This is a genomic window from Brevundimonas sp. (genome assembly GCF_041688735.1).
Classification (GTDB): Bacteria; Pseudomonadota; Alphaproteobacteria; order Caulobacterales; family Caulobacteraceae; genus Brevundimonas.
Genome location: NZ_JBDNHO010000101.1, coordinates 1 through 18,580, shown reverse-complemented (window position 1 = coordinate 18,580; position 18,580 = coordinate 1). Strand labels below are relative to the sequence as shown.

The 18,580-nt window shown below is 67.6% G+C and carries 17 protein-coding genes and 1 tRNA gene; 6 read left to right on the top strand and 12 right to left on the bottom strand.

All coding sequences use genetic code 11. The features are described 5' to 3' along the window. Positions 1-5 precede the first annotated feature (5 nt). The 6 genes from truA to ACESMO_RS10545 form a co-directional block, all read right to left on the bottom strand. On the bottom strand, positions 6-743 hold the full coding sequence (gene truA, locus ACESMO_RS10570) for a tRNA pseudouridine(38-40) synthase TruA (protein WP_372708114.1): 738 nt from the start codon (positions 741-743) through the stop codon (positions 6-8). After that, the gene (gene fmt / locus ACESMO_RS10565; RefSeq protein WP_372708113.1) at positions 743-1,720 is read right to left on the bottom strand and encodes a methionyl-tRNA formyltransferase; all 978 of its coding nucleotides are present in this window, start codon (positions 1,718-1,720) and stop codon (positions 743-745) included. The genes truA and fmt overlap by 1 nt, the downstream gene beginning before the upstream one ends. Before the next feature lie 75 nt (positions 1,721-1,795). Then, positions 1,796-2,023 carry a hypothetical protein gene (locus tag ACESMO_RS10560; RefSeq protein WP_372708112.1) on the bottom strand — a complete coding sequence of 76 codons (228 nt, stop codon included), beginning with the start codon at positions 2,021-2,023 and terminating at the stop codon, positions 1,796-1,798. Further along, positions 2,023-2,610, bottom strand: coding sequence for a peptide deformylase (locus ACESMO_RS10555; protein WP_372708111.1), 588 nt, complete (start codon positions 2,608-2,610; stop codon positions 2,023-2,025). The genes ACESMO_RS10560 and ACESMO_RS10555 overlap by 1 nt, the downstream gene beginning before the upstream one ends. Positions 2,611-2,667: 57 nt before the next feature. Continuing rightward, a complete protein-coding gene (locus ACESMO_RS10550; RefSeq protein WP_372708110.1) occupies positions 2,668-3,066 on the bottom strand; it encodes an acyl-CoA thioesterase in 399 nt (132 codons plus the stop codon). 1 nt (position 3,067) lies between these two features. Continuing rightward, a complete protein-coding gene (locus tag ACESMO_RS10545) occupies positions 3,068-4,276 on the bottom strand; it encodes an acyl-CoA dehydrogenase (RefSeq protein WP_372708109.1) in 1,209 nt (402 codons plus the stop codon). 141 nt (positions 4,277-4,417) lie between these two features. Between ACESMO_RS10545 and ACESMO_RS10540 the strand changes: the two genes are divergently transcribed. Beyond that, positions 4,418-4,684 (top strand): DUF6356 family protein, encoded by a 267-nt coding sequence (locus ACESMO_RS10540; RefSeq protein ID WP_372708108.1) that lies wholly within the window; start codon positions 4,418-4,420, stop codon positions 4,682-4,684. Here ACESMO_RS10540 and ACESMO_RS10535 read toward each other — a convergent pair. Continuing rightward, positions 4,681-6,843, bottom strand: coding sequence for a primosomal protein N' (locus tag ACESMO_RS10535; protein ID WP_372708107.1), 2,163 nt, complete (start codon positions 6,841-6,843; stop codon positions 4,681-4,683). The two genes, ACESMO_RS10540 and ACESMO_RS10535, sit on opposite strands and share 4 nt — an antisense overlap. 177 nt (positions 6,844-7,020) lie before the next feature. Between ACESMO_RS10535 and fsa the strand changes: the two genes are divergently transcribed. From fsa to ACESMO_RS10520, 3 genes are read left to right on the top strand one after another with little or no spacing between them, the layout of a single operon-like run. Continuing rightward, positions 7,021-7,674, top strand: coding sequence for a fructose-6-phosphate aldolase (gene fsa / locus ACESMO_RS10530; RefSeq protein WP_372708106.1), 654 nt, complete (start codon positions 7,021-7,023; stop codon positions 7,672-7,674). A gap of 20 nt (positions 7,675-7,694) precedes the next feature. Further along, positions 7,695-8,396 (top strand): DUF484 family protein, encoded by a 702-nt coding sequence (locus tag ACESMO_RS10525; protein ID WP_372708105.1) that lies wholly within the window; start codon positions 7,695-7,697, stop codon positions 8,394-8,396. Further along, positions 8,378-9,307: a tyrosine recombinase XerC gene (locus ACESMO_RS10520; protein WP_372708104.1), complete on the top strand. Its 930-nt coding sequence runs from the start codon at positions 8,378-8,380 to the stop codon at positions 9,305-9,307. Before ACESMO_RS10525 ends, ACESMO_RS10520 begins: the two co-directional genes overlap by 19 nt. Before the next feature lie 203 nt (positions 9,308-9,510). Here the strand turns inward: ACESMO_RS10520 and lpdA are convergent, their stop codons facing one another. From lpdA to ACESMO_RS10505, 3 genes are all read right to left on the bottom strand, one after another. Then, positions 9,511-10,914 (bottom strand): dihydrolipoyl dehydrogenase, encoded by a 1,404-nt coding sequence (lpdA, locus tag ACESMO_RS10515; protein ID WP_372708103.1) that lies wholly within the window; start codon positions 10,912-10,914, stop codon positions 9,511-9,513. 118 nt (positions 10,915-11,032) lie between these two features. Further along, a complete protein-coding gene (locus tag ACESMO_RS10510) occupies positions 11,033-12,844 on the bottom strand; it encodes an ATP-binding protein (RefSeq protein WP_372708102.1) in 1,812 nt (603 codons plus the stop codon). A gap of 212 nt (positions 12,845-13,056) precedes the next feature. Continuing rightward, entirely contained in the window at positions 13,057-15,330 is a 2,274-nt protein-coding gene (locus ACESMO_RS10505; RefSeq protein ID WP_372708101.1) for a TonB-dependent receptor plug domain-containing protein, read from the bottom strand. 249 nt (positions 15,331-15,579) lie between these two features. On the opposite strand from ACESMO_RS10505, the gene ACESMO_RS10500 reads away from it, so the two are divergent. After that, entirely contained in the window at positions 15,580-16,674 is a 1,095-nt protein-coding gene (locus ACESMO_RS10500) for a phytase (RefSeq protein ID WP_372708100.1), read from the top strand. Between the two features lie 317 nt (positions 16,675-16,991). Here the strand turns inward: ACESMO_RS10500 and ACESMO_RS10495 are convergent. Together ACESMO_RS10495 and ACESMO_RS10490 are read right to left on the bottom strand one after the other, a co-directional pair. Further along, positions 16,992-17,066, bottom strand: a tRNA-Gly gene (locus tag ACESMO_RS10495). Between the two features lie 163 nt (positions 17,067-17,229). After that, on the bottom strand, positions 17,230-18,012 hold the full coding sequence (locus ACESMO_RS10490) for an SDR family oxidoreductase (RefSeq protein ID WP_372708099.1): 783 nt from the start codon (positions 18,010-18,012) through the stop codon (positions 17,230-17,232). A 56-nt stretch (positions 18,013-18,068) separates the two neighbouring features. Here ACESMO_RS10490 and ACESMO_RS10485 point away from each other — a divergent pair, with 56 nt between their 5' ends. Then, positions 18,069-18,467 carry a YkvA family protein gene (locus ACESMO_RS10485; RefSeq protein WP_372708098.1) on the top strand — a complete coding sequence of 133 codons (399 nt, stop codon included), beginning with the start codon at positions 18,069-18,071 and terminating at the stop codon, positions 18,465-18,467. Positions 18,468-18,580 lie beyond the last annotated feature (113 nt).

The following is an 18,580-nucleotide window of genomic DNA, read 5'->3' as shown; positions in this document are numbered from 1 at the left end:
CGCGTTTAGTACCGCACGCCCGTCAGATATAGTCCGTCGGAAGGCGCCACGGGCCCGCAGGCCGCGCGGTCGTGCGCAGCGAGCGCCGCCGGCACGTCGTCGATCGCCCAGCGACCCAGCCCGACCTCGACCAAGCTGCCGGTCATGGACCGGACCTGTCGGTGCAGGAAGCTGCGGGCCTCGAACGTCAGTTGCACCTCTTCGCCGACGCGGGTCACGCGAACGACGTCCAGCGTCTTTTCCGGTGACCTCGACTGGCAGTTCACATCGCGGAAAGTCGTGAAGTCGTGCAGGCCGACGAGGCTCTGGGCCGCCTCATGCATGGCCCCGGCGTCCAGCGGCTTCTTCATGTGCCAGACCCGGCCCCTGTCCAGTGCCGGGCGGCCGGGCCGGTTGAGGATGCGGTAGAGATAGGCGCGACCCGTGGCGGAGAAGCGCGCGTGCCACTCATCGTCCACGGCGACGCAGTCGAGGACCGACACGGCCTCGCCGATCAGATGGGCGTTGAGCGCATTCATCACCGTGCGCTCTGGCCAGACCTTGTCGAGGTCGAAGCTGATGACCTGACCGGTCGCATGAACCCCCGTGTCCGTTCGCCCGGCGGCGGCGATGCGGACGGTCTGGCCGCAGAAGGCCGTGATGGCCGTCTCGACGGCACCCTGCACCGTCGGCTGGTCGGCCTGGGCTTGAAAGCCGTTATAGCCCGAGCCGTCGTATTCGAGGGTCAGCCGGTAACGGGCCATCAGTCTTGGCCGCTTAGGGTCGGGAAGGCGGAGCCTTCCGATCGCGGCCCGGCATGAAGCACCGTGCCGGGCGCGATCGGGAAACCGCGCAGCATTTCGTCCGGGGTCTGCGCCGCCTTGCCCGCGCGCTGTACGCGCAACAGGCGGACGACACCCTGACCACAGGCGACGCGCAGATCGCCGTCCAGAACCTCGCCCGGCGCGCCCCCGCCCTGCAGCGACGGCGCGGACATCAGCGCCTTGATCCGGACCGGCCCCTCGGGCGAGGGCGTTTCAAACCAGGCCCCCGGAAAGGGTGAGAGGCCACGGATGTGGGCGTCAACCTCTGCCGCCGGACGGGTCCAGTCGATGCGCGCTTCGGTGGGACTGATCTTGCGAGCATAGGTCGGCTCGCCCGCCTGTTCCGTACCCGCGACGACGCCGCGTTCGATGGCGGCCAGCGCGCGCGGCCAAAGGCTGGCACCGACGTGGGACATGCGGTCACCAAGGGTGGCGGCGGTGTCGTCAGGCCGGATGTCCAGCACTTCCGACAGCAGGATCGCGCCCTCGTCCAGTCCTTCGGACATGCGCATGATCTGCACGCCGGTCTGGCGGTCGCCGGCCATGATGGCGCGCTGGACCGGCGCGGCCCCGCGCCAGCGCGGCAGCAGAGAGCCGTGAAGGTTGAAACAGCCGAGAACCGGAGCGTCGAGCACCTCGCGCTTCAGGATCTGGCCGTAGGCGACGACGCAGGCGGCGTCGACTTCAAGGCTCTGAAAGGTAGAGATGGGCTCGGCGGTCTTCATCGAGGCTGGCGTGAACACCGGCAGCCCCATGGTCTCGGCAAAGGCTTGGACGGGCGACGGCGTCAGCTTCTGACCGCGACCCTTGGGCCGGGGCGGCTGCGAATAGACGGCCACGATTTCATGGCCGCTGGCGATCAGCTCGGCCAGCGACGGCACGGCGAAGTCGGGAGTTCCCATGAAGGCGAGGCGCATCAGAGTGGGTCCGGGTTCGCGCGAATGATCCGCGCTCAAGTAGCGCGAAGCGCGGTAGCGCCAAACAAAAAGACGCTATTCCCAGCGCGTGGAAACGCCACCGCCCTCGTCCCACTCGCCGCCAGCGTCCAGGGCGTCGTCGAAATCCAGCAGCCGGTCCAGCACCACGCCCGCGATGACACCCAGGGCGGCGACGCCGATCAGGGTCACGACGCTGCCGATGCCGATCTTTTCGTTGCGCGTCAGGCGGCGGCGACCGTTCGGGTCGACGATGCGGTCGCGGTTGCGCTTGAGCCGGGCCATCAGGCGGCCAGCCTTGCGTTCTTCTTGACCTTGGCCACGGCGCGATCGCGCTTCAGCCGCGACAGATGGTCGATGAACAGCACGCCGTTCAGATGATCCATCTCATGCTGGACGCAGACGGCGTACAGACCGTCGCACTCTTCCTCGACCGTCTCGCCCGTATAGTTCAGGTAGCGGACGCGCGCGCGCGCCGGACGCTCGACGGAATCGAAATAATCCGGAATTGACAGACAGCCCTCTTCGTAAGGGATCGTCTCTTCAGAGGTCCACAGAATTTCGGGGTTGACAAAATAGCGCGGGTTGCGGCGCTCGGCGTCCCGTTTTTCTCGCTCCTCGTCCGTCATTTCGCCCGTCTCGGAATCGCAAACGACGCCGTCGCGGTCGCACAGATCCATGACGACGACCCGGCGGGTGTCGCCAATCTGCACGGCGGCCAAGCCAATGCCCGGCGCGTCGTACATCGTCTGAAGCATGTCATCCATCACGCAGCGCAATTCATTCGTCACCGCCTCCACTTGGGTCGAGACCTGTTTGAGCACCGCCAGGTCGGCGGGGTTGTCGATGGTGAGGATGCGACGGATGGCCATGCTCGCGAGGTAGGCGCAGGGGGGCGAAAGGTCAAGATTTCCCGGCGTCGTGCGGGGTCAGCAAGCCGCGCCGGGCAAGGCCCTCGGCTTGCGGTCCTCGCCTATGGCGACATAGGTGAAGACGCCCTCGGTGACCCGCACGGCCTCGGCGTGGGCCGCGTTGCGAGAGCGCTTCCAGGCCTCGACATGCACCCGGATCGAGGTGCGGCCGGCCTTCAGCACCGTGGCGTGCAGCGAGACTTCGTCGCCGACGGCAACGGGCTGGTGAAAGACCATGGCGTCCAGGGCGATGGTCACGCACCGTCCCTGCGCCATCTCGAACGCCGGCGTCGCGCCCGCCAAGTCCATGTGGGCCAGCAACCAGCCGCCGAAGATATCGCCCTCGGGGTTGGTGTCGGCGGGCATGGCGATGACACGGCCGACCAGCCGGCCCTTGGGCTCCGCGGCTTCGGGCATTCTAAAACGCGCTCTCACCCGTGATCGCCCGGCCCAGGATCAGGGCGTGGACGTCGTGGGCGCCCTCATAGGTGTTGACCGTCTCGAGGTTCATGGCGTGGCGCATGACGTGCATCTCGCCGGTGATTCCGGCACCGCCGTGCATGTCGCGGGCGACGCGGGCGATATCCAGCGCCTTGCCGCAGTTGTTGCGCTTCATCATCGAGATGGCCTCGGGCACCCAGGCCCCCTGGTCGAGCAGCCGACCCAGCGCCAGCGCGCCCTCGAAACCGAGGAAGATTTCGGTCTGCATGTCGGCCAGCTTCTTCTGCACCAGCTGGCGCGACGACAGCGGGCGGCCGAACAGCATGCGCTCGCCGACATAGTCCCGGGTCAGGTGGAAACAGGCCTCGGCCGCGCCCATGGCCCCCCAGGCGATACCGTAGCGGGCCTTGTTCAGGCACGAGAACGGCCCGCGCAGGCCCTTGACGCCCGGCAGCAGGTTCTCTTCCGGCACGAAGACGTCGTTGAGGCCGATGTCGCCGGTGATGGAGGCGCGTAAGGACAGCTTGTCGCCGATCTTGTCGGTGGTGAAGCCGTCCATGCCGCGTTCGACGATGAAGCCGCGGATGACCTCATCTTCCCCTGGAGAATCGGCCAGCTTGGCCCAGACGATGGCCAGATCGCTGATCGGGCTGTTGGTGATCCAGTATTTCGCCCCGTTCAGGCGATAGCCGCCGTCGACCTTGACCGCCCTGGTCTTCATCGAGGCCGGGTCCGAGCCGCCATCGGCCTCGGTCAGGCCGAAACAGCCGACCAGTTCGCCGGCCGCCATGGGCGGCAGGAAGCGCATCTTTTGCTCTTCCGAACCGAAGGCGTAGATCGGATACATGGCCAACGACGACTGCACGCTCATGGCCGAGCGATAGCCGCTGTCGACCGCCTCGATCTCGCGCGAGATCAGGCCATAGGCGACGTGGCTGACCGACGAGCCGCCATACTGTTCCGGCAACATGGCCCCCAGAAAGCCCATCTCGCCCAGTTCGGTCATGATGGCGCGGTCGAAGGTCTCGTCGCGGAAGGCGGCGACCACGCGAGGCAGCAGTTTCTCGCGGGCATAGGAACGCGCCGCATCCTGGATCATCCGCTCGTCGTCGGTCAGCCGACCCGACAGGTCCAGCGGATCGTCCCAGCGGAAGGTCTTGTGCGGGGCGGTGGAACCGTCGGCCATGGGTGGTCTTTCCTAAGCGTGTCGGGGGCGCATGGCCGAATCGTCGTCCGATCCCGGCATCCCCCCTGTTCTGGCGCGCGGTTTAGGCCAAAATGCACCGGTCGGGTAGAGGGATGACCCGACGCAGGTTAGGCTGTCTACATGATCCGCACGCTGAACCGTTTGTTCGTCGAACACCCACGCGAGGTGAACGAAAGCTATTTCCACCACATGGCCGCGTCGGCGCGGTTCGGCTTTCGCCTGCTGAAGCTGGCAGGTTGCGCCTTCGTGCACGGCCTGGTGCCCGGCCTCTACAAATCAACCGTGTCGAAAGAAGTCTGTCGCATGGCCGAGGAAGTGGGCGGCCGCGCCACGGAAGCGCGCGAGAGCCGCATGCGGGACGCGGGCGCCTGGGACCCGGGCCTCTAGAGGAAGGAATAGGGGTCCACGTCGACGGTCAGCCGCACCGATCCGGGAATCTTCACCCGCGCCAGCCACGCCCGCAGAAAACCCTGAAGGTCCACGTCCCGGTCGGCGCGGACCAGCAGACGCTTTCGGCGGCGACCACGCACCAGCGCCAGCGGCGCATCGGCGGGGCCGTAGACTTCCAGGCGCTCAGCGTTCGGGATGGACTGGGCGGGCGCGCTGGCCGTCGCCTCGACCGCCGCGCCGTTCTCACCCGACAGGATCAGCGCCGCCAGTCGGCCGTAGGGCGGCAGGGACGCCGCCTCCCTTTCCGCCATCTCGGCTTCCACGAAGGCGTCGCGGTCGCCGGCCGCCAGTGCCATCAGCACCGGATGCTCCGGCGTCCAGGTCTGCAGAATGGCTCGACCCGGCCGGTCGGCGCGGCCGGCGCGGCCCGTCGCCTGGGTCAGCAACTGGAAAGTACGCTCCGCCGCCCTCAGGTCGCCGCCACGCAGGCCAAGGTCCGCGTCCACCACCCCGACCAGCGTCAGACGCGGGAAGTTGTGGCCCTTGGCCGCCGCCTGCGTCGCCACCAGAATATCGATCTCGCCGTCTGCCATCCGCTGGATCAGTGCCCTGGCCGACTTGCCGTCGGGCACGGTGTCCGAGCTGAACACAGCCGTGCGCGCCTCTGGGAACAGCTGGCGCACCTCTTCCTCGACCCGCTCCACGCCCGGGCCGACTGATACCAGCGTGTCTTCAGCCCCGCATGACGGGCAATGTTTCGGGCGAGCCATGGTGAAGCCGGTAAGGTGGCAGACCAGCCGCCCGGTGTAGCGATGCTCGACCAGCCAGCTGTCGGTGTCGGGCGCCGTCATCCGGTGTCCACAGGCGCGGCACAGCACCACCGGAGCATAACCGCGCCGGTTCAGGAACAGCAGGGTCTGCTCGCCGCGCAGCAGCGTCTCGCCGATGGCTTCCCGGAGCGGCTGCGACAGCCAAGTCTGGGGATCGGGTGGGGTCTGGCGCAGGTCCAGCAGGGATATGTCCGGCAACACCGCCGTCCCATGCCGCGCCGCCAGCTTCAGCCAGCCGTAGCGGCCCTGGTGCGCGTTCCACAGCGTCTCCAGTGACGGCGTGGCCGAGGCGAGGACCACCGTGGCCCCCTCGATCCGCGCCCGCGCCACGGCCAGGTCGCGACCGTGATAAACGAGGCCCTCGTCCTGTTTGAACGAGCCGTCGTGTTCCTCGTCCACCACCACCAGCCGCAGATTGGCGTAGGGAAGGAACAGGGCCGAGCGCGCGCCGACGACGATGTTGCACCGCCCGGCGACGACCGCCTCCCAGACCTGTCGACGACGCGGCGGATTGATTCCGGAATGCCATTCTGCGGGCGAGGCCCCGAAGCGCGCCGCAATCCGCGCGATCAGGGCCTGGGTCAGGGCGATCTCGGGCAGCAGGATCAGGATCTGCGCCGTCGGATCAGCCTTCAGCGTCCGCGCCGCAGCCTCCAGATAGGCCTCGGTCTTGCCCGAGCCGGTGACCCCGTCCAGCAGGAACGGCGCAAAACCGCTCCGGGCCGTGGCCTCGGTGATCACGTCCGCAGCCGCCGCCTGGTCCGGGTTCAGCGTCGCCGGCGCATGGTCGGGATCGGGCGCGTCAAAGGCGGCCACCGCCTCGATCTCGATTACCTCCAGCACGCCCTCCTCCAGCAGACCCTTGACCACACCCGACGACACAGCCGCAGCCAGCGCGAGATCGGGACCGGGCATGGAGCGCTGGCCAAGCGCCTCCAGCACCGCCGTGCGCGCCGCCGTGGGTCGGGCCGGCACCCGCTCGCCGACCCGCTGCACCCGTCGTTCGGGCCGCGGTTGCGGCGCGCGCAGCCCCTTCAAAGTGGTCGCGGCCATCTCGCCCGGCGCGCTCAACGTCCAGCGCGCGGCCCATTCGACGAAATCCACGGTACCTTCCGGCAGGCGCGGATCGTCCAGCACATGGTCGATGGCCTTGAGCCGCCGGTTCGAGCCGGTCGTCTCGCGCGCCTCCGAGACGATGCCCCGCATCAGCCGTGGACCCAAGGGCACGGCGACCTGATCGCCGCGCTGGACCACGACCCCCGCCGGGATTTCGTAGTCGAAGGCTTCCGGCACCGGCAGGGGAATGAGGACGCTGGCGACTTTCAAATCCTCCCCCCTCGGGGGAGGTGGCGCGGCGCGGCTTCGCGTCGTGACGGAGTGGGCTCACCGCACACACGGGAGTCCAGGGTCGGCCCCCTCCACCATGCTGCGCATGGTCCCCCTCCCCCGATGGGAGAGGATTTGGCTCGCGCTTGCGTCAGACGGGCGCTAAACACCGGCACCATGAAACTCTTCCTCGACACAGCCGACGTCGCCGTCATCAAGGACATGGTCCCCACCGGCATGGTGGACGGCGTCACCACCAATCCCTCTCTGATCGCCAAATCCGGTCGCAACATCGCCGAGGTCATCGCCGAGATTTGCGCCCTCGTCGAGGGGCCGATCTCCGCAGAGGCCGTGGCGACCGATTTCGAGACGATGGTAAAGGAGGGCGACAAACTGGCCGCCATCGCCCCCAATGTGGTGGTGAAGCTGCCCCTGACGTGGGACGGCCTGCGCGCAACGCGGGTTTTCGCGGACAAGGGCATCAAGACCAACGTCACCCTGTGCTTCTCGGCCGCCCAGGCCCTGCTGGCTGCCAAGGCCGGAGCGACCTTCGTCTCGCCCTTCGTGGGCCGGTTGGAAGACCACGGTGCCGACGGCATCGCCCTGCTCGAAGAGATTCGGGTGCTGTATGACGTGCATGGCTTTGACACGCAGATTCTCGCCGCCTCGCTGCGCCATCCGGCCCATGTCAGCGCCGCCGCCATCGCCGGGGCCGACGCCGCCACCCTGCCCGCCGAAACTTTCCGGGCCCTGGTCAAGCACCCGTTAACCGACAAGGGGCTTGATGCCTTCTTGGCCGACTGGGGCAAGACCGGCCAGTCCATTCTGTAGTTCGCCTCGAGGAGAGGGCCGTGAGCGTTTCGCCAGACCTTTCCACCGCACCGCACGAGCCGCATTGGCCCGAAATCCGCGCGTGGCTGCAAGCCAATCCCCAGACCCTGCTGGACGATCGCTCCCTGTTGGAAGAGGTCGGGCTGAAGCCGCACGGGCGCAATGTGGTCGAGTTCGGCCGCGCCGCGCTGACCCGGCTGGAAGAGGTCGCCGAGCGCGAGGCCGACGCCAGGAAGCGGATCGAGAGCATCGCGCGCGCCAATTTCGCCGCCCAGACCCAGACCCATGTCGCGGCGCTGGACCTGATGGAGGCGCGAAACCTCTCTGACCTCGCCCGACGTCTCGACGCGGTGGCGCAGGGACGCTTCGGCCTGGCCGGGGCCGCCATCGCGCTGGAAAAGCCCGGTGGCGTGCCGTTCGGCTGGCGCGGTCTTGAGGTCGGCGGCGTCGACGGCTTGCTGGGCGAACATGGACTGACCTGGCTGGGCCAGAATTTCGCCGGTCTGAACCTGTTCGGCGCGGCCGAAGCCGAGGTGAAGTCCGTCGCCCTGATCCGCATGTCTCCCGCCTTCCCGGGTTCGGACCTGTCGACCCGTCACGCCCTCTGCGCTTTCGGCTCTCCGGAAGAAGAGGGCTTCACCTCGACCATGGGCTGTGAACTGGTCGCCTTCATCGCCCGGGTGGTGGAGCGCACGGCCGAACGATGGCCCATTCTAAGTTGACGGGGTCCGAAGCGCTCTCCGCCTGGCTGGAGCATCTGGCGCACGAGCGTCGGCTGTCGCCCCGAACGCTGGAGGCCTACGGCCATGTCGGCCGACTTTATCTCGCCTTCCTGGAGCGCCACCGTGGCGGGCTGCAAAACCTGTCCGACCTCGGCGCGATCACGGCGGCCGAAGTCCGCGCCCATCTGGCCGAGCGACGCTCCGGTGACCGGCCGCTGGGTGCGCGCTCGATCAGCCAAACCCTGTCGGCTATCCGCGCCTTCCACGGCTTTCTCGACCGCCGCTGCGCCACCCCGGCCCCGCAACTGGCCTTGGTGCGCGGTCCGCGGGTCAAGGCTACCCTGCCGCGCCCCGTGACCGAGGATCAGGCACGAGGCCTTTTGCACGAACCGGACGCCGATCCCGACGCGCGGCCTTGGGAGGCAGCGCGCGACCGGGCCGTTCTGACTCTGCTCTACGGCTGTGGCCTGCGCATATCGGAGGGCCTGGTCCTGACCCGCGCCGACGCGCCTATGGCCGAGACACTGCGGGTCACGGGCAAGGGCGGCAAGACCCGGCTCGCGCCTGTGCTTCCGGCCGTGCGGGACGCCGTGGAAGCCTATCTGGCGCTGCTGCCCTTCCCTCTCGCACCGTCGGACGCCCTGTTTCGCGCGCGCCGTGGCGGACCGCTGAGCCCGCGCCACGTCCAGGCGACGGTCCAGCGCCTGCGCGGCCGTCTGGGCCTGCCCGCCAGCGCCACGCCCCACGCGCTACGGCACAGTTTCGCCAGCCACCTGCTGGGTGCCGGGGCGGATTTGCGCTCCATCCAGGAATTGCTGGGTCACGCCAGCCTGTCGACGACGCAGAAATACACCGCCGTGGACTCGGCGCGGCTGCTCGACGCCTATTCAGCGGCTCATCCCCGGGCCTAGAGCGAAATCGGTCTTGATGGACGCAGTCCATCAAGGCTCAGATTTCACTCCAGCATGATTCTGGACCATTTTTTGGATTCAGGTCGATTCGACCTGAAGCAAAAGTGGTCTAGACTGCCGCTGATAAGTCGGCGAGGACGGCTTGAACACGGAACGTCAAAGGGACCCGGACCGTCCGACGACGGTGCCGAAAGGTCTCGGGATCAGGCCTGCATCGTCCAGCCTTCGACGCCCATGGCCGCCTGTTTGACGGCTTCGGAACGGGTGGGGTGGGCGTGGCTGATGCGGGCCAGATCTTCGGACGCGCCGCCGAAGGCCATGGCCACGCAAGCCTCGCCGATCAGCTCTCCGGCCTGCGGCCCCATGATGTGGACGCCCAGAATGCGGTCAGTGGTCGCGTCGGCCAGCACCTTGGCGTAGCCGTCGGTCTCATGGTTGATCTTGGCGCGGCTGTTGGCGCTGAAGGGGAATTTGCCCGTCTTGTAGGCGACCCCGTCCTCCTTGAGCTGGTCCTCGGTCTTTCCAACCCAGGCCACCTCCGGAAAGGTATAGACCACGCTCGGCACCAGATTGTAGTCGACGTGGCCCGCCTTGCCCGCGATCAGCTCGATGGCGGCGACGGCGTCTTCCTCGGCCTTGTGGGCCAGCATGGGGCCGGCGGTCACGTCGCCGATGACCCAAACACCATCCGCCACCTTGAAGTGATTGCCGACGATGACGCCGCGTTTGTCCGTCTCGACGCCCACGGTCTCGAGCCCCAGTCCGGCTGTGTAAGGACGCCGGCCGATGGCGACCAGCACGACATCGCCGCTCAGGGTCCCGGCTGCCCCGCCAGCAGCGGGTTCGACCGTCAGTTCCACGCCATCCTTGACGGCCTTCGATCCCGTGACCTTGGAGCCCAATTTGAACGTCATGCCCTGTTTGGTCAGGACGCGCTGGAAGGCGGTGGCCAGATCGGAATCCATGCCGGGCGTGATGCGCGGCAGATATTCGACGACCGTGACCTCGGCCCCCAGACGGCGCCAGACGGAGCCCAGCTCTAGTCCGATGATGCCGGCACCGACGACGATCAGATGCTTGGGGACGGCCGACAGAGACAGCGCGCCCGTCGAATCTACGACCCTGCCCTCGACGAAGTTGACGCCCGGCAGCGGAGTCGGCTCGGAGCCTGTGGCGATTACGATGTTCTTCGTTTCCAGCACGGATACCGAACCGTCAGCGGCCGTGACCTCGATCTTTCCGGGACCGACGATCTTCCCGCGACCCTTGATCCAGTCCGCCTTGTTCTTTTTGAACAGGAATTCGATGCCCTTGGTCAGGGCCGTCACGCTGTCGGCCTTCTGTTTCATCATGACGGGCAGATTCAGTTTCGGCGTGACCTCGATGCCGATGTTGACGAACGTCTTCGAGGCCGCCTCATACATCTCCGAAGCGTGGAGCAGGGCCTTGGACGGCATGCAGCCGACGTTCAGGCAGGTCCCGCCGAGGGTCTCGCGCATCTCGACGCAGGCGACCTTCAGTCCCAGCTGCCCGGCGCGGATGGCGGCGTTGTAGCCACCCGGACCGCCGCCGATGATGACGACGTCATAGGAAGCGGCTTCGGCCATGGGGTTTCTCTGTCTTTCGGGCGCTGGGGGAGGCGCGGGGAACCTAACGGCGCGCCGGGCCGCGTCAACCGTGGGGCAGATATAGGCTGTCTCGCTCGGTAGGCCAGTCGGCCGGGAGTCAGGCGGCGGCGGCGGCCTGCGCCATTGGCAGGGTGATCGAGACCTCCGCGCCGTGTCCGGGCGCCGCTTCGATCGACAGGGTGCCGCCAGACTGGCGCGCGAAGGCGTAGGCCTGCGACAGGCCCAGTCCCGCCGCGCCTTCGCGGGTGGTGAAGAAGGGTTCGACGGCGCGCTCGGCCACGTCGCGGTCCATGCCCGGACCGTCGTCGCGAACGCTCAGACGGACGCCGCCTTCCAGCAACGCCTCAAGGCGAACCGCCACCGATCCCTTGCCGTCCAAGGCGTCCACCGCGTTCCGGGTCAGGGCCTTGACCGCGCCTTCGAATGCGACGGGGTCCAGCCGCACCGGCGTCTCGACCGACGGCCCTTCGATCATCAGATCGATCCCGGGACCCGCCAGCGCGCGCAGACGTGACTCCATCCCGCGCAGCAGGGCTGCCGCGTCCAGCGCCCTGCTGGTCGGCGCGTCGTCGCCCTGCGAGAAGGCGGTCAGACGGCGGGTCAGCACTTCTCCGCGCTGGCCCGCGGCCAGAGCGGCCTGACCCAGGCGCCGCACCCGGGCCGGATCGTCCGCCTGGCGCAACATCATGTCCAGCGCTCCGTTCATGACGCCCAACAGAGCATTGAAATCGTGCGCAAGACCGCCGGTCAGCCGCCCCACGTTCTCCATCCGCCGGCCGCCTTCGAGCTCGGCCTCGGCGTCGGCCAGGGCCTTGGCGGCGGCGGCGCGGGCGGCGGCGGCCTCCGCGCGGGCGGAAGATGCCGTGGCCAGGGCCTCGGTGGCCTCCCGGCGGGCGGCCTCAGCGTCTTGGCGGAGCGCGGCCTCGCGGGCCTTGACGGGCCCCTCCGGCACGGTGTCATCGGCGGGAGAAGAGCCGGTGGCGGCCGCGGCCTCTTCGCCAGCGAGCGCGCGTTCGCCAGCCAGCAACAGGGCATCCACCCGGCCCTCGACGTCGCTCAATGGCAGGATGGACCAGCGGATACCGTCTTCCCCGTCCCTTCGCGACAGGATCGGCCCGGCCCCGCCCGCCCGAGCGATCAGGGCGGCGCGCAGGACCCGGCGGCCTTCGACGCGTTCATCTTCGCCGAGGAACAGGTCGACGAAATCTCCATCCACCGCGTCGCGGCCCAGCACCAGCAGCGCCGTCTGGTTGGCCTCTCGCACGCGTCCGTCGGCGTCCACGACCACCAGCGCGCTGGCTGCGGCTTCGAAGACCCGGCGGGTCAGGGCGTCGCCGTCCGCGGCGGGTTTTACAGGCAAGGGGTCCGGCGTTTGCAGGCCTTCGGTCTCGACAATGGCGGCGGTCGAGCCGGTGATCTGGCCCAGTTCATTCTTGATCGGCATGGCCGTGACCGAGACCAGCATGGTCTTGTGCGAGGACGGATTGGCCAGCAAGTGCTGGAAGCCCTTCACCGTCTGGCCGCGCAGGGCCCGCGCGCTGGGCAGCAAGTCGGGCGGCACCGGCCGGCCGTCGGGGAAGGTGATGCCCCAGGTCGCCGAATGGAACCGCAGGCCGATCAGCTCCGCGTCGCGACGGCCCAACAGTTGATGCGCGGCGCGGTTAGCGAAGACGAACTTGCCGTTCTTGTCGGTCTCGACCAGGGCGACGGGGATGGCGTACACCGTCTCGAACAGCCGCTTTTCGGATTCCTCGGCCACGCGCTGAGCCAGATCCATCTGGTCCGAAGTGTCGACGTGGCGCGAACGGTTCGAGATGGCCAGCCACAGGCCGATCAGCCCGACAAGCCAGCCCACGACAGCCAAGCCCGCCAGAACCCACATCCAGTTGACCTGGCCTTCGAGAAACATGCGACCCGACTGTCTCGTTCTGGCGCCACGCGCGCCCGTTCGGGAGACACCTTGCAAACGGCGAACCGAACCGGTCGGATTTCGCCCCAAAGGCGACCTAGCCGGGCGCGCCCGCGTGGTCCAGCAATAGTGTTGACCGGCCCGCCCGTGACACAAAAAAGGGGGGCTGGGCGTCGCCGCCTGGCCCCCCGACTTCTTCTCAGCGGGATGCCTCAGAAGGCGACGCGCATGACCAGCTGATAGACCGGCCCGGCGCTTTCGGTTTCCAGCTCATACTCATCGTAGTCGCGGTTGCGCTGGTCGTCGACGCTGTCGAACTTGTCGAACACTTCGTCCTTGGACGAGTCGAGCAGGTTCGAGCCGGTCAGGCGCACGACGATGTTGGAACCGATCTGCTTCTCAATGAATATCTCCAGGTCGGGCCCATAGGAGGTCACCAGCTCTCTTGCCAGGACGCGGCTCCCGGCGTCGCCCTGCTTACGGTAGGTGGCGCCGAAGGCCGCGCCCCAGGTCGGGATGTCCTGGGTTAAGCCGAAGTTCAAAACATAGTCCGACTGGTCGTTGAAGCGACGCGAGCCGAAGATGTCTCGGATCGAGCTGTCCAGCCAGGAGTAGTTCAGGAAGACGCCGGTCGACTCCATGCCGATGAAGTCCAGTGGCGTGGAGAGGTCGAACTCGACGCCAGAGACACTGCCGCCGCCGACGTTGTCCACGGTATAGATGGAGGTGCCGGGGCCAGCCGAGCCTTCCAGGCCGGTGTTCACTTCCTCGACCAGGTTGTCGATCTCACGCCAGAAGACGTTGATGCCAGCGATGCCGCGACGGCCCAGGCGACGCTCCAAGCCTAGGTCGAAGCCGACGGACGTCTCGGGCTGCAGGTTGGGATTGCCGACGAAGTCCTCGTCGCCGAACTCCTCTTCGAGCAGCGCGGGTGACAGGCGGTTGAAGTTGGGGCGGCGCACGGTGCGGGCGGCCGAGAAGATGATTCGTTCCGTCTCGCTGACGCGGATGCGGGCGCTGAACGAGGGCAGCAGCTCAGCGTAGTCGTTCTCGGTGGTCTGCAGGGCCGGGGCGACGGTGCGGTCGACGATGGTGACGTCGGTCGTCTCGTAGCGCAGGCCGGCTTCCCAGGCGAAGGCTCCGTTCTCGCCCGACACCATGACGTAGGGGTCGATGCGGGTCTCCTCGATCGAGGAGTCGCCGCCGGGCACTGCGGTGGCCGGGCCGAAGGCGGGAACCGCCGGGCGCGGGGCCGGGGCGTTGGGCACGTTGAAGCGGATGCGCGGTGTCTCTGCGACCAGGCTCTCGCGCTCCTTGCTGTTGACCTGAACGCCAAACTCCAGGTCGAGGCCGTTGGACAGGTCGATCTTGTGCTCGACCGCCCCCTTCCACTCCTCGTCCTGAATGTCGACGAACGTCGAGTCGAGCGTGAAGCGGTCCTCCTCGGGGAAGATGATCGCGTCGCGCAGGTATTCCGACTCGGACTCGAACTCGTACTGCTCGTCGTCGATGGAGGCGTAGGCCAGCTTGAAGGTCGTTTCGCCGCCTAACATCTCGCGCTCATAGCGGCCGCGCAGCGACAGGTTGTCGGTGCGGATGTCCAAGTCGTTGTCATTGACGGTCAGCAGATTGGCCGCGTTCTCGATGCCGCCGCGGTACTCGATCGAGCCCTCGTCCTGAAATCGGTCGGTGCGCACGAACACGCCCGACAGGTCCAGGGTGCCGCCGCCGACCTCGACCTCATAGCCCGCGTTGAAGCCATAGTCGGTGCCGTCGCGGACGTCGGTCTGGACCTCGGTATTGTCCAGGGTGCCGCCGGGCTCGTCGAAGCGCTGGCTGAACTTGTCCTTGGGGTTGCGACGATCCTGGACATTGGTGCCGACCACGAGCCGGCCCGGGCCGACCTGGCCGCCCCACACAGCGCCGTAGGTGCCGCCGAACTGGCCGTAGGCGCTGTCAGGGAAGGCGATGGCGCCCAGGCGGACATAGCCGCCGTCCAGCGAGAGGGCGTCGCGCAGCACGATGTTGATGGTGCCGGCCACGGCGTCGCCCGACCGGTTGGCCGAGGATGACCGAACCACCTCGACCCGCTCGATCAGCTCGGCGGGGATACGGTCCACGAAGAAGGAACGGTCCACGCCACCGCCGGGCACTTCCTCGCCGTCGATAAGGATCTTGGTGTAGCCCGGCTCCAGGCCGCGCAAACGTACGCCGTCGGATTCCAGTATGTCCGACAGGAAGGCGACCGAGGGCACGCGCTTCAGGGCGTCTCCAACGGTCAGCGGTTCGAACCGCTGGAAATAGTCCAGGTCATAGGACAGGGTCGGGACAATGTCGTCCGTGCGGTTTCGCAGGGCTGGTTGGCCGGTGACGATGACGTCCTCAACGGCGGTGACCGGGCCTTCGGGAGGCGCAGTCTGGGCGAAGGCCGGCACGGCGAAGGCGAGCGGCGCCAGAGCGCCGCCGAGCAAGAGTGCGAGTTTCATGATAGGCGTCCCCGATGATCCGATCGACCCCCCGGTCGTCGGCTCTGATCAGCGCAGCTAAGCCGTGACGGCGACGCCGATACGACGGTTCAACGAAGAAAAGTCGTCGGTTTGGCTACACCCGCATGACAAACCGTCCGGCTCGGAACGTTTATTCGCCATCGCTACACGGAACCGTCATCGAGATCGCATTGACGGTCCGCCAGCGTCATGGTGAGGGCTGGAACATTCATTATCGCGGGGGCGCGCATGACCATCCGAATCCTGACCGTCGCGGTCGCCTCTGCGGCTCTGCTGGCGGCCTGCGCCACGTCCGAGGTCGACTATCAGGGCGAGGGCGAGGGTTTCGTCGGTCCGGGCGCACCGGTCAGGGCGACGCTGGAGACGCCGTCTGTCGGCACCGCAGGGGGCGAGGATGCCGCCGACGACCCGGCGATCTGGGTCGGGCGGTCAGCCGTGACAATCAAGGGCGTCGCCACGCCGGGCTTCGTCGCGGGCACGGACAAGAAGGCGGGGCTCTACATCTACGGTCTGGACGGCGCGGTACTTCAGTTCCTGCCCGAGGGCCTGCTGAACAACGTCGACGTCACCGAAGGTCTCAGCGTCGGCGGACGGTCCCAGGTGGTGCTGGGCGCCAGCGACCGGACGCCGGGCAAGACCGGCGTGTCCCTGTACCTGTTCGATCCGGCGGCGAGTGACGACGGCGTACGGCCCTGGGGGGCGATCACGACGGACGTGATCGAGCCCTATGGCTTCTGCTTCGCCCGGCGCGGAAACGAGGTCCACGCCGTCCTCGTCGGCCACGAAGGCGAGGTGCGACAGTTCCTCCTGACCGCCGACGCCGCAGGGCGACCCTCTGCGCGCGAGGTCCGGCGCTTCGACATCGGCACGATCTCGGAAGGCTGTGCCGCGGACGAGGCGACGAACGCCCTCTACCTGGCTGAGGAGAACGTCGGCGTCTGGCGCTACGGCCTGGACCCCGCGTCGGGTGCCGGCCGCACGCTGGTTCAGGGAATCGCCCCTGACCTCCTGGTCGCGGACGCCGAGGGCCTGACCATTCTCGCCGACGGCGACGCGCGCTATCTGATCGGCTCCAGCCAGGGCGACTCGGCCTTCCCGGTCTGGCGCATCGACGGCCCCGCACCCGCCTATGTGGGCCGCTTCATCGTCGGCGAGGGCGCCGTGGACAAGGTGACCGGCACAGACGGCCTGGCGGCGCTCGGCGGCCCGGTAGGACGCTTCCCGGAAGGCCTCGTGGTCGTTCAGGACGACGTCAACGACGTCGGCACCCAGAACTTCAAATACATCGACTGGCGCGACATCAGGGCCGCGCTGGGCCTTTAGGCCGTCCGGCGGCCAAACCGGTCGGTCAGGCCAAAGAACGCGATGCCGCCCGGGATCAGCCAATAGGTCTCGCCCGGAAGCCACCGCGCCGCTCTCAAGGCGGGGGTCGGGGCGACCAGTCCGGACCGCTCATGTCGTCCGCTAGCGCTCCAGCAGCGAGCGACCGCTTAAAGAGCGGCAGCGCCCAAGGAAAGATTTCTCGACTGGAGCGGGCGAAGAGATTCGAACTCTCGACCCCAACCTTGGCAAACTCACGCAGCCCAAGCGTAAAAACAGAAAAGCCCGGTCACGCGGACCGGGCTAGCTGGACTTTCGACTGGAGCGGGCGAAGAGATTCGAACTCTCGACCCCAACCTTGGCAAGGTTGTGCTCTACCACTGAGCTACGCCCGCACTTCAGTCGGAGGCGGGCGTATAGCGGACCGTCGGCTCGCTCCGCAAGCCTCTTTTTGGCTGGCCGCAGTCACAAGGCTCCACCTTGTCGACCCGACGCGGCCTGACGCTTCGCGCCGTCCGCGCTCGAGCAGCGAACGACCCCGTCGCGAGCGGTAGCGCCCTAACGGGGCGCCAATCTTATGGCCCCATCAAGCCGGATGCATTCGCCGTTGATGTAGACGTTACGGGCCAGTTCCAGCACCAGCGAGGCATAGTCGGCGGGCGTGCCGAGACGGCTGGGGAAGGGGATGGCGGCGGCCAGGGCGTCCTGAATCTTCTGGTCCATGCCGGCCATCATCGGCGTCCACATGATGCCGGGCAGGATGGTGTTGCAGCGGATACCTTCCTGGGCCAGGTCGCGCGCGACCGGCAGGGTCATGGCATAGACGCCGCCCTTGGACGCGGCATAGGCCGCCTGGCCGATCTGGCCGTCCTGGGCCGCCACCGAGGCGGTGTTGACGATCAGGCCGCGCTCGCCGTCGGCCATGGGCTCCAGCGTCACCATGCCGGCCGCAGACTGCGACAGGACGCGGAAGGTGCCGAACAGATTGACGCGCACGGTGCGCTCGAACTGGGCCATGTCGTGGGCGCGGATCTCGCCAGTGTCCTTCTTGCGACTGACGGTTTTCTGGCCCGTGGCGATGCCGGCGCAGTTGACGGTCAGCCGCTCCTGGCCGTGGGCGGCGCGCGCCTTTTCGAAGCCCGAGGCGACCGAGGCGTCATCCGTCACATCGACCAGACAGAACACGCCGCCAATCTCTTTCGCGATCGCCTGGCCCTTCTCGGCATTCATGTCGAACAGGGCGACCTGCGCCCCGGTCGCGGCGATGGCGCGCGCGGTGCCCTCGCCCAGACCGGAGGCTCCACCCGTCACCACCACCGCGATCGACCCGTCGAGTTTCATGGCCGGAGCCCCTATATTGATTTTGAACCTGAGAACGTCGCGGGGATTTAGCCGCCATGACCACGAATGCCAAACCCGTCACGCCGGAAGACGCGCTGGACCCGTCGCGCGCGCTCGTGCCCTCGGTGCAGCGAGTCAATGAGGTGCGGGTGCAGAAGGGCTTCTGGCCCAAGATCCGGCGCACGGCGGCCCGCATCCCCTTCGCCCGGCAGGTGGTCAGCGTCTGGTATTCAGCCCGCGATCCAGAGACGCCGACAGCGGCCAAGGGGATCATGCTGGGAGCGCTGGCCTATTTCGTCCTGCCTATCGACGCCATTCCGGATATTTTCGCCGTGGTCGGTTTCACCGACGACGCAGCGGTCATCGCGGCCTTGATCGCCACCCTGGGCACCAACATCAAGCGTCGTCACAAGGATCAGGCCGACGCCGCGCTGGAGCGGCTGCGCGAGGACTAGAGCAGCCGCCCGCTGAGTTGAATCGAATGTGATCGAGCGGGGGATTCCCATCGGGTCCGAACCGTGAGTCCATGGGTCTTCTGATTGGGAGGCTATTATGGGCAAGGCGCGTT

Coding starts and splice junctions, on each gene's coding strand:
- ACESMO_RS10490 (WP_372708099.1), bottom strand. CDS start 18,012: ATGAAACTCGACGGGTCGATCGCGGTGGTGGTGACGGGTGGAGCCTCC.
- truA (WP_372708114.1), bottom strand. CDS start 743: ATGGCCCGTTACCGGCTGACCCTCGAATACGACGGCTCGGGCTATAAC.
- ACESMO_RS10550 (WP_372708110.1), bottom strand. CDS start 3,066: ATGCCCGAAGCCGCGGAGCCCAAGGGCCGGCTGGTCGGCCGTGTCATC.
- ACESMO_RS10505 (WP_372708101.1), bottom strand. CDS start 15,330: ATGAAACTCGCACTCTTGCTCGGCGGCGCTCTGGCGCCGCTCGCCTTC.
- fsa (WP_372708106.1), top strand. CDS start 7,021: ATGAAACTCTTCCTCGACACAGCCGACGTCGCCGTCATCAAGGACATG.
- lpdA (WP_372708103.1), bottom strand. CDS start 10,914: ATGGCCGAAGCCGCTTCCTATGACGTCGTCATCATCGGCGGCGGTCCG.
- ACESMO_RS10540 (WP_372708108.1), top strand. CDS start 4,418: ATGATCCGCACGCTGAACCGTTTGTTCGTCGAACACCCACGCGAGGTG.
- fmt (WP_372708113.1), bottom strand. CDS start 1,720: ATGCGCCTCGCCTTCATGGGAACTCCCGACTTCGCCGTGCCGTCGCTG.
- ACESMO_RS10560 (WP_372708112.1), bottom strand. CDS start 2,023: ATGGCCCGGCTCAAGCGCAACCGCGACCGCATCGTCGACCCGAACGGT.
- ACESMO_RS10555 (WP_372708111.1), bottom strand. CDS start 2,610: ATGGCCATCCGTCGCATCCTCACCATCGACAACCCCGCCGACCTGGCG.
- ACESMO_RS10485 (WP_372708098.1), top strand. CDS start 18,069: ATGACCACGAATGCCAAACCCGTCACGCCGGAAGACGCGCTGGACCCG.
- ACESMO_RS10500 (WP_372708100.1), top strand. CDS start 15,580: ATGACCATCCGAATCCTGACCGTCGCGGTCGCCTCTGCGGCTCTGCTG.
- ACESMO_RS10545 (WP_372708109.1), bottom strand. CDS start 4,276: ATGGCCGACGGTTCCACCGCCCCGCACAAGACCTTCCGCTGGGACGAT.
- ACESMO_RS10510 (WP_372708102.1), bottom strand. CDS start 12,844: ATGTTTCTCGAAGGCCAGGTCAACTGGATGTGGGTTCTGGCGGGCTTG.
- ACESMO_RS10520 (WP_372708104.1), top strand. CDS start 8,378: ATGGCCCATTCTAAGTTGACGGGGTCCGAAGCGCTCTCCGCCTGGCTG.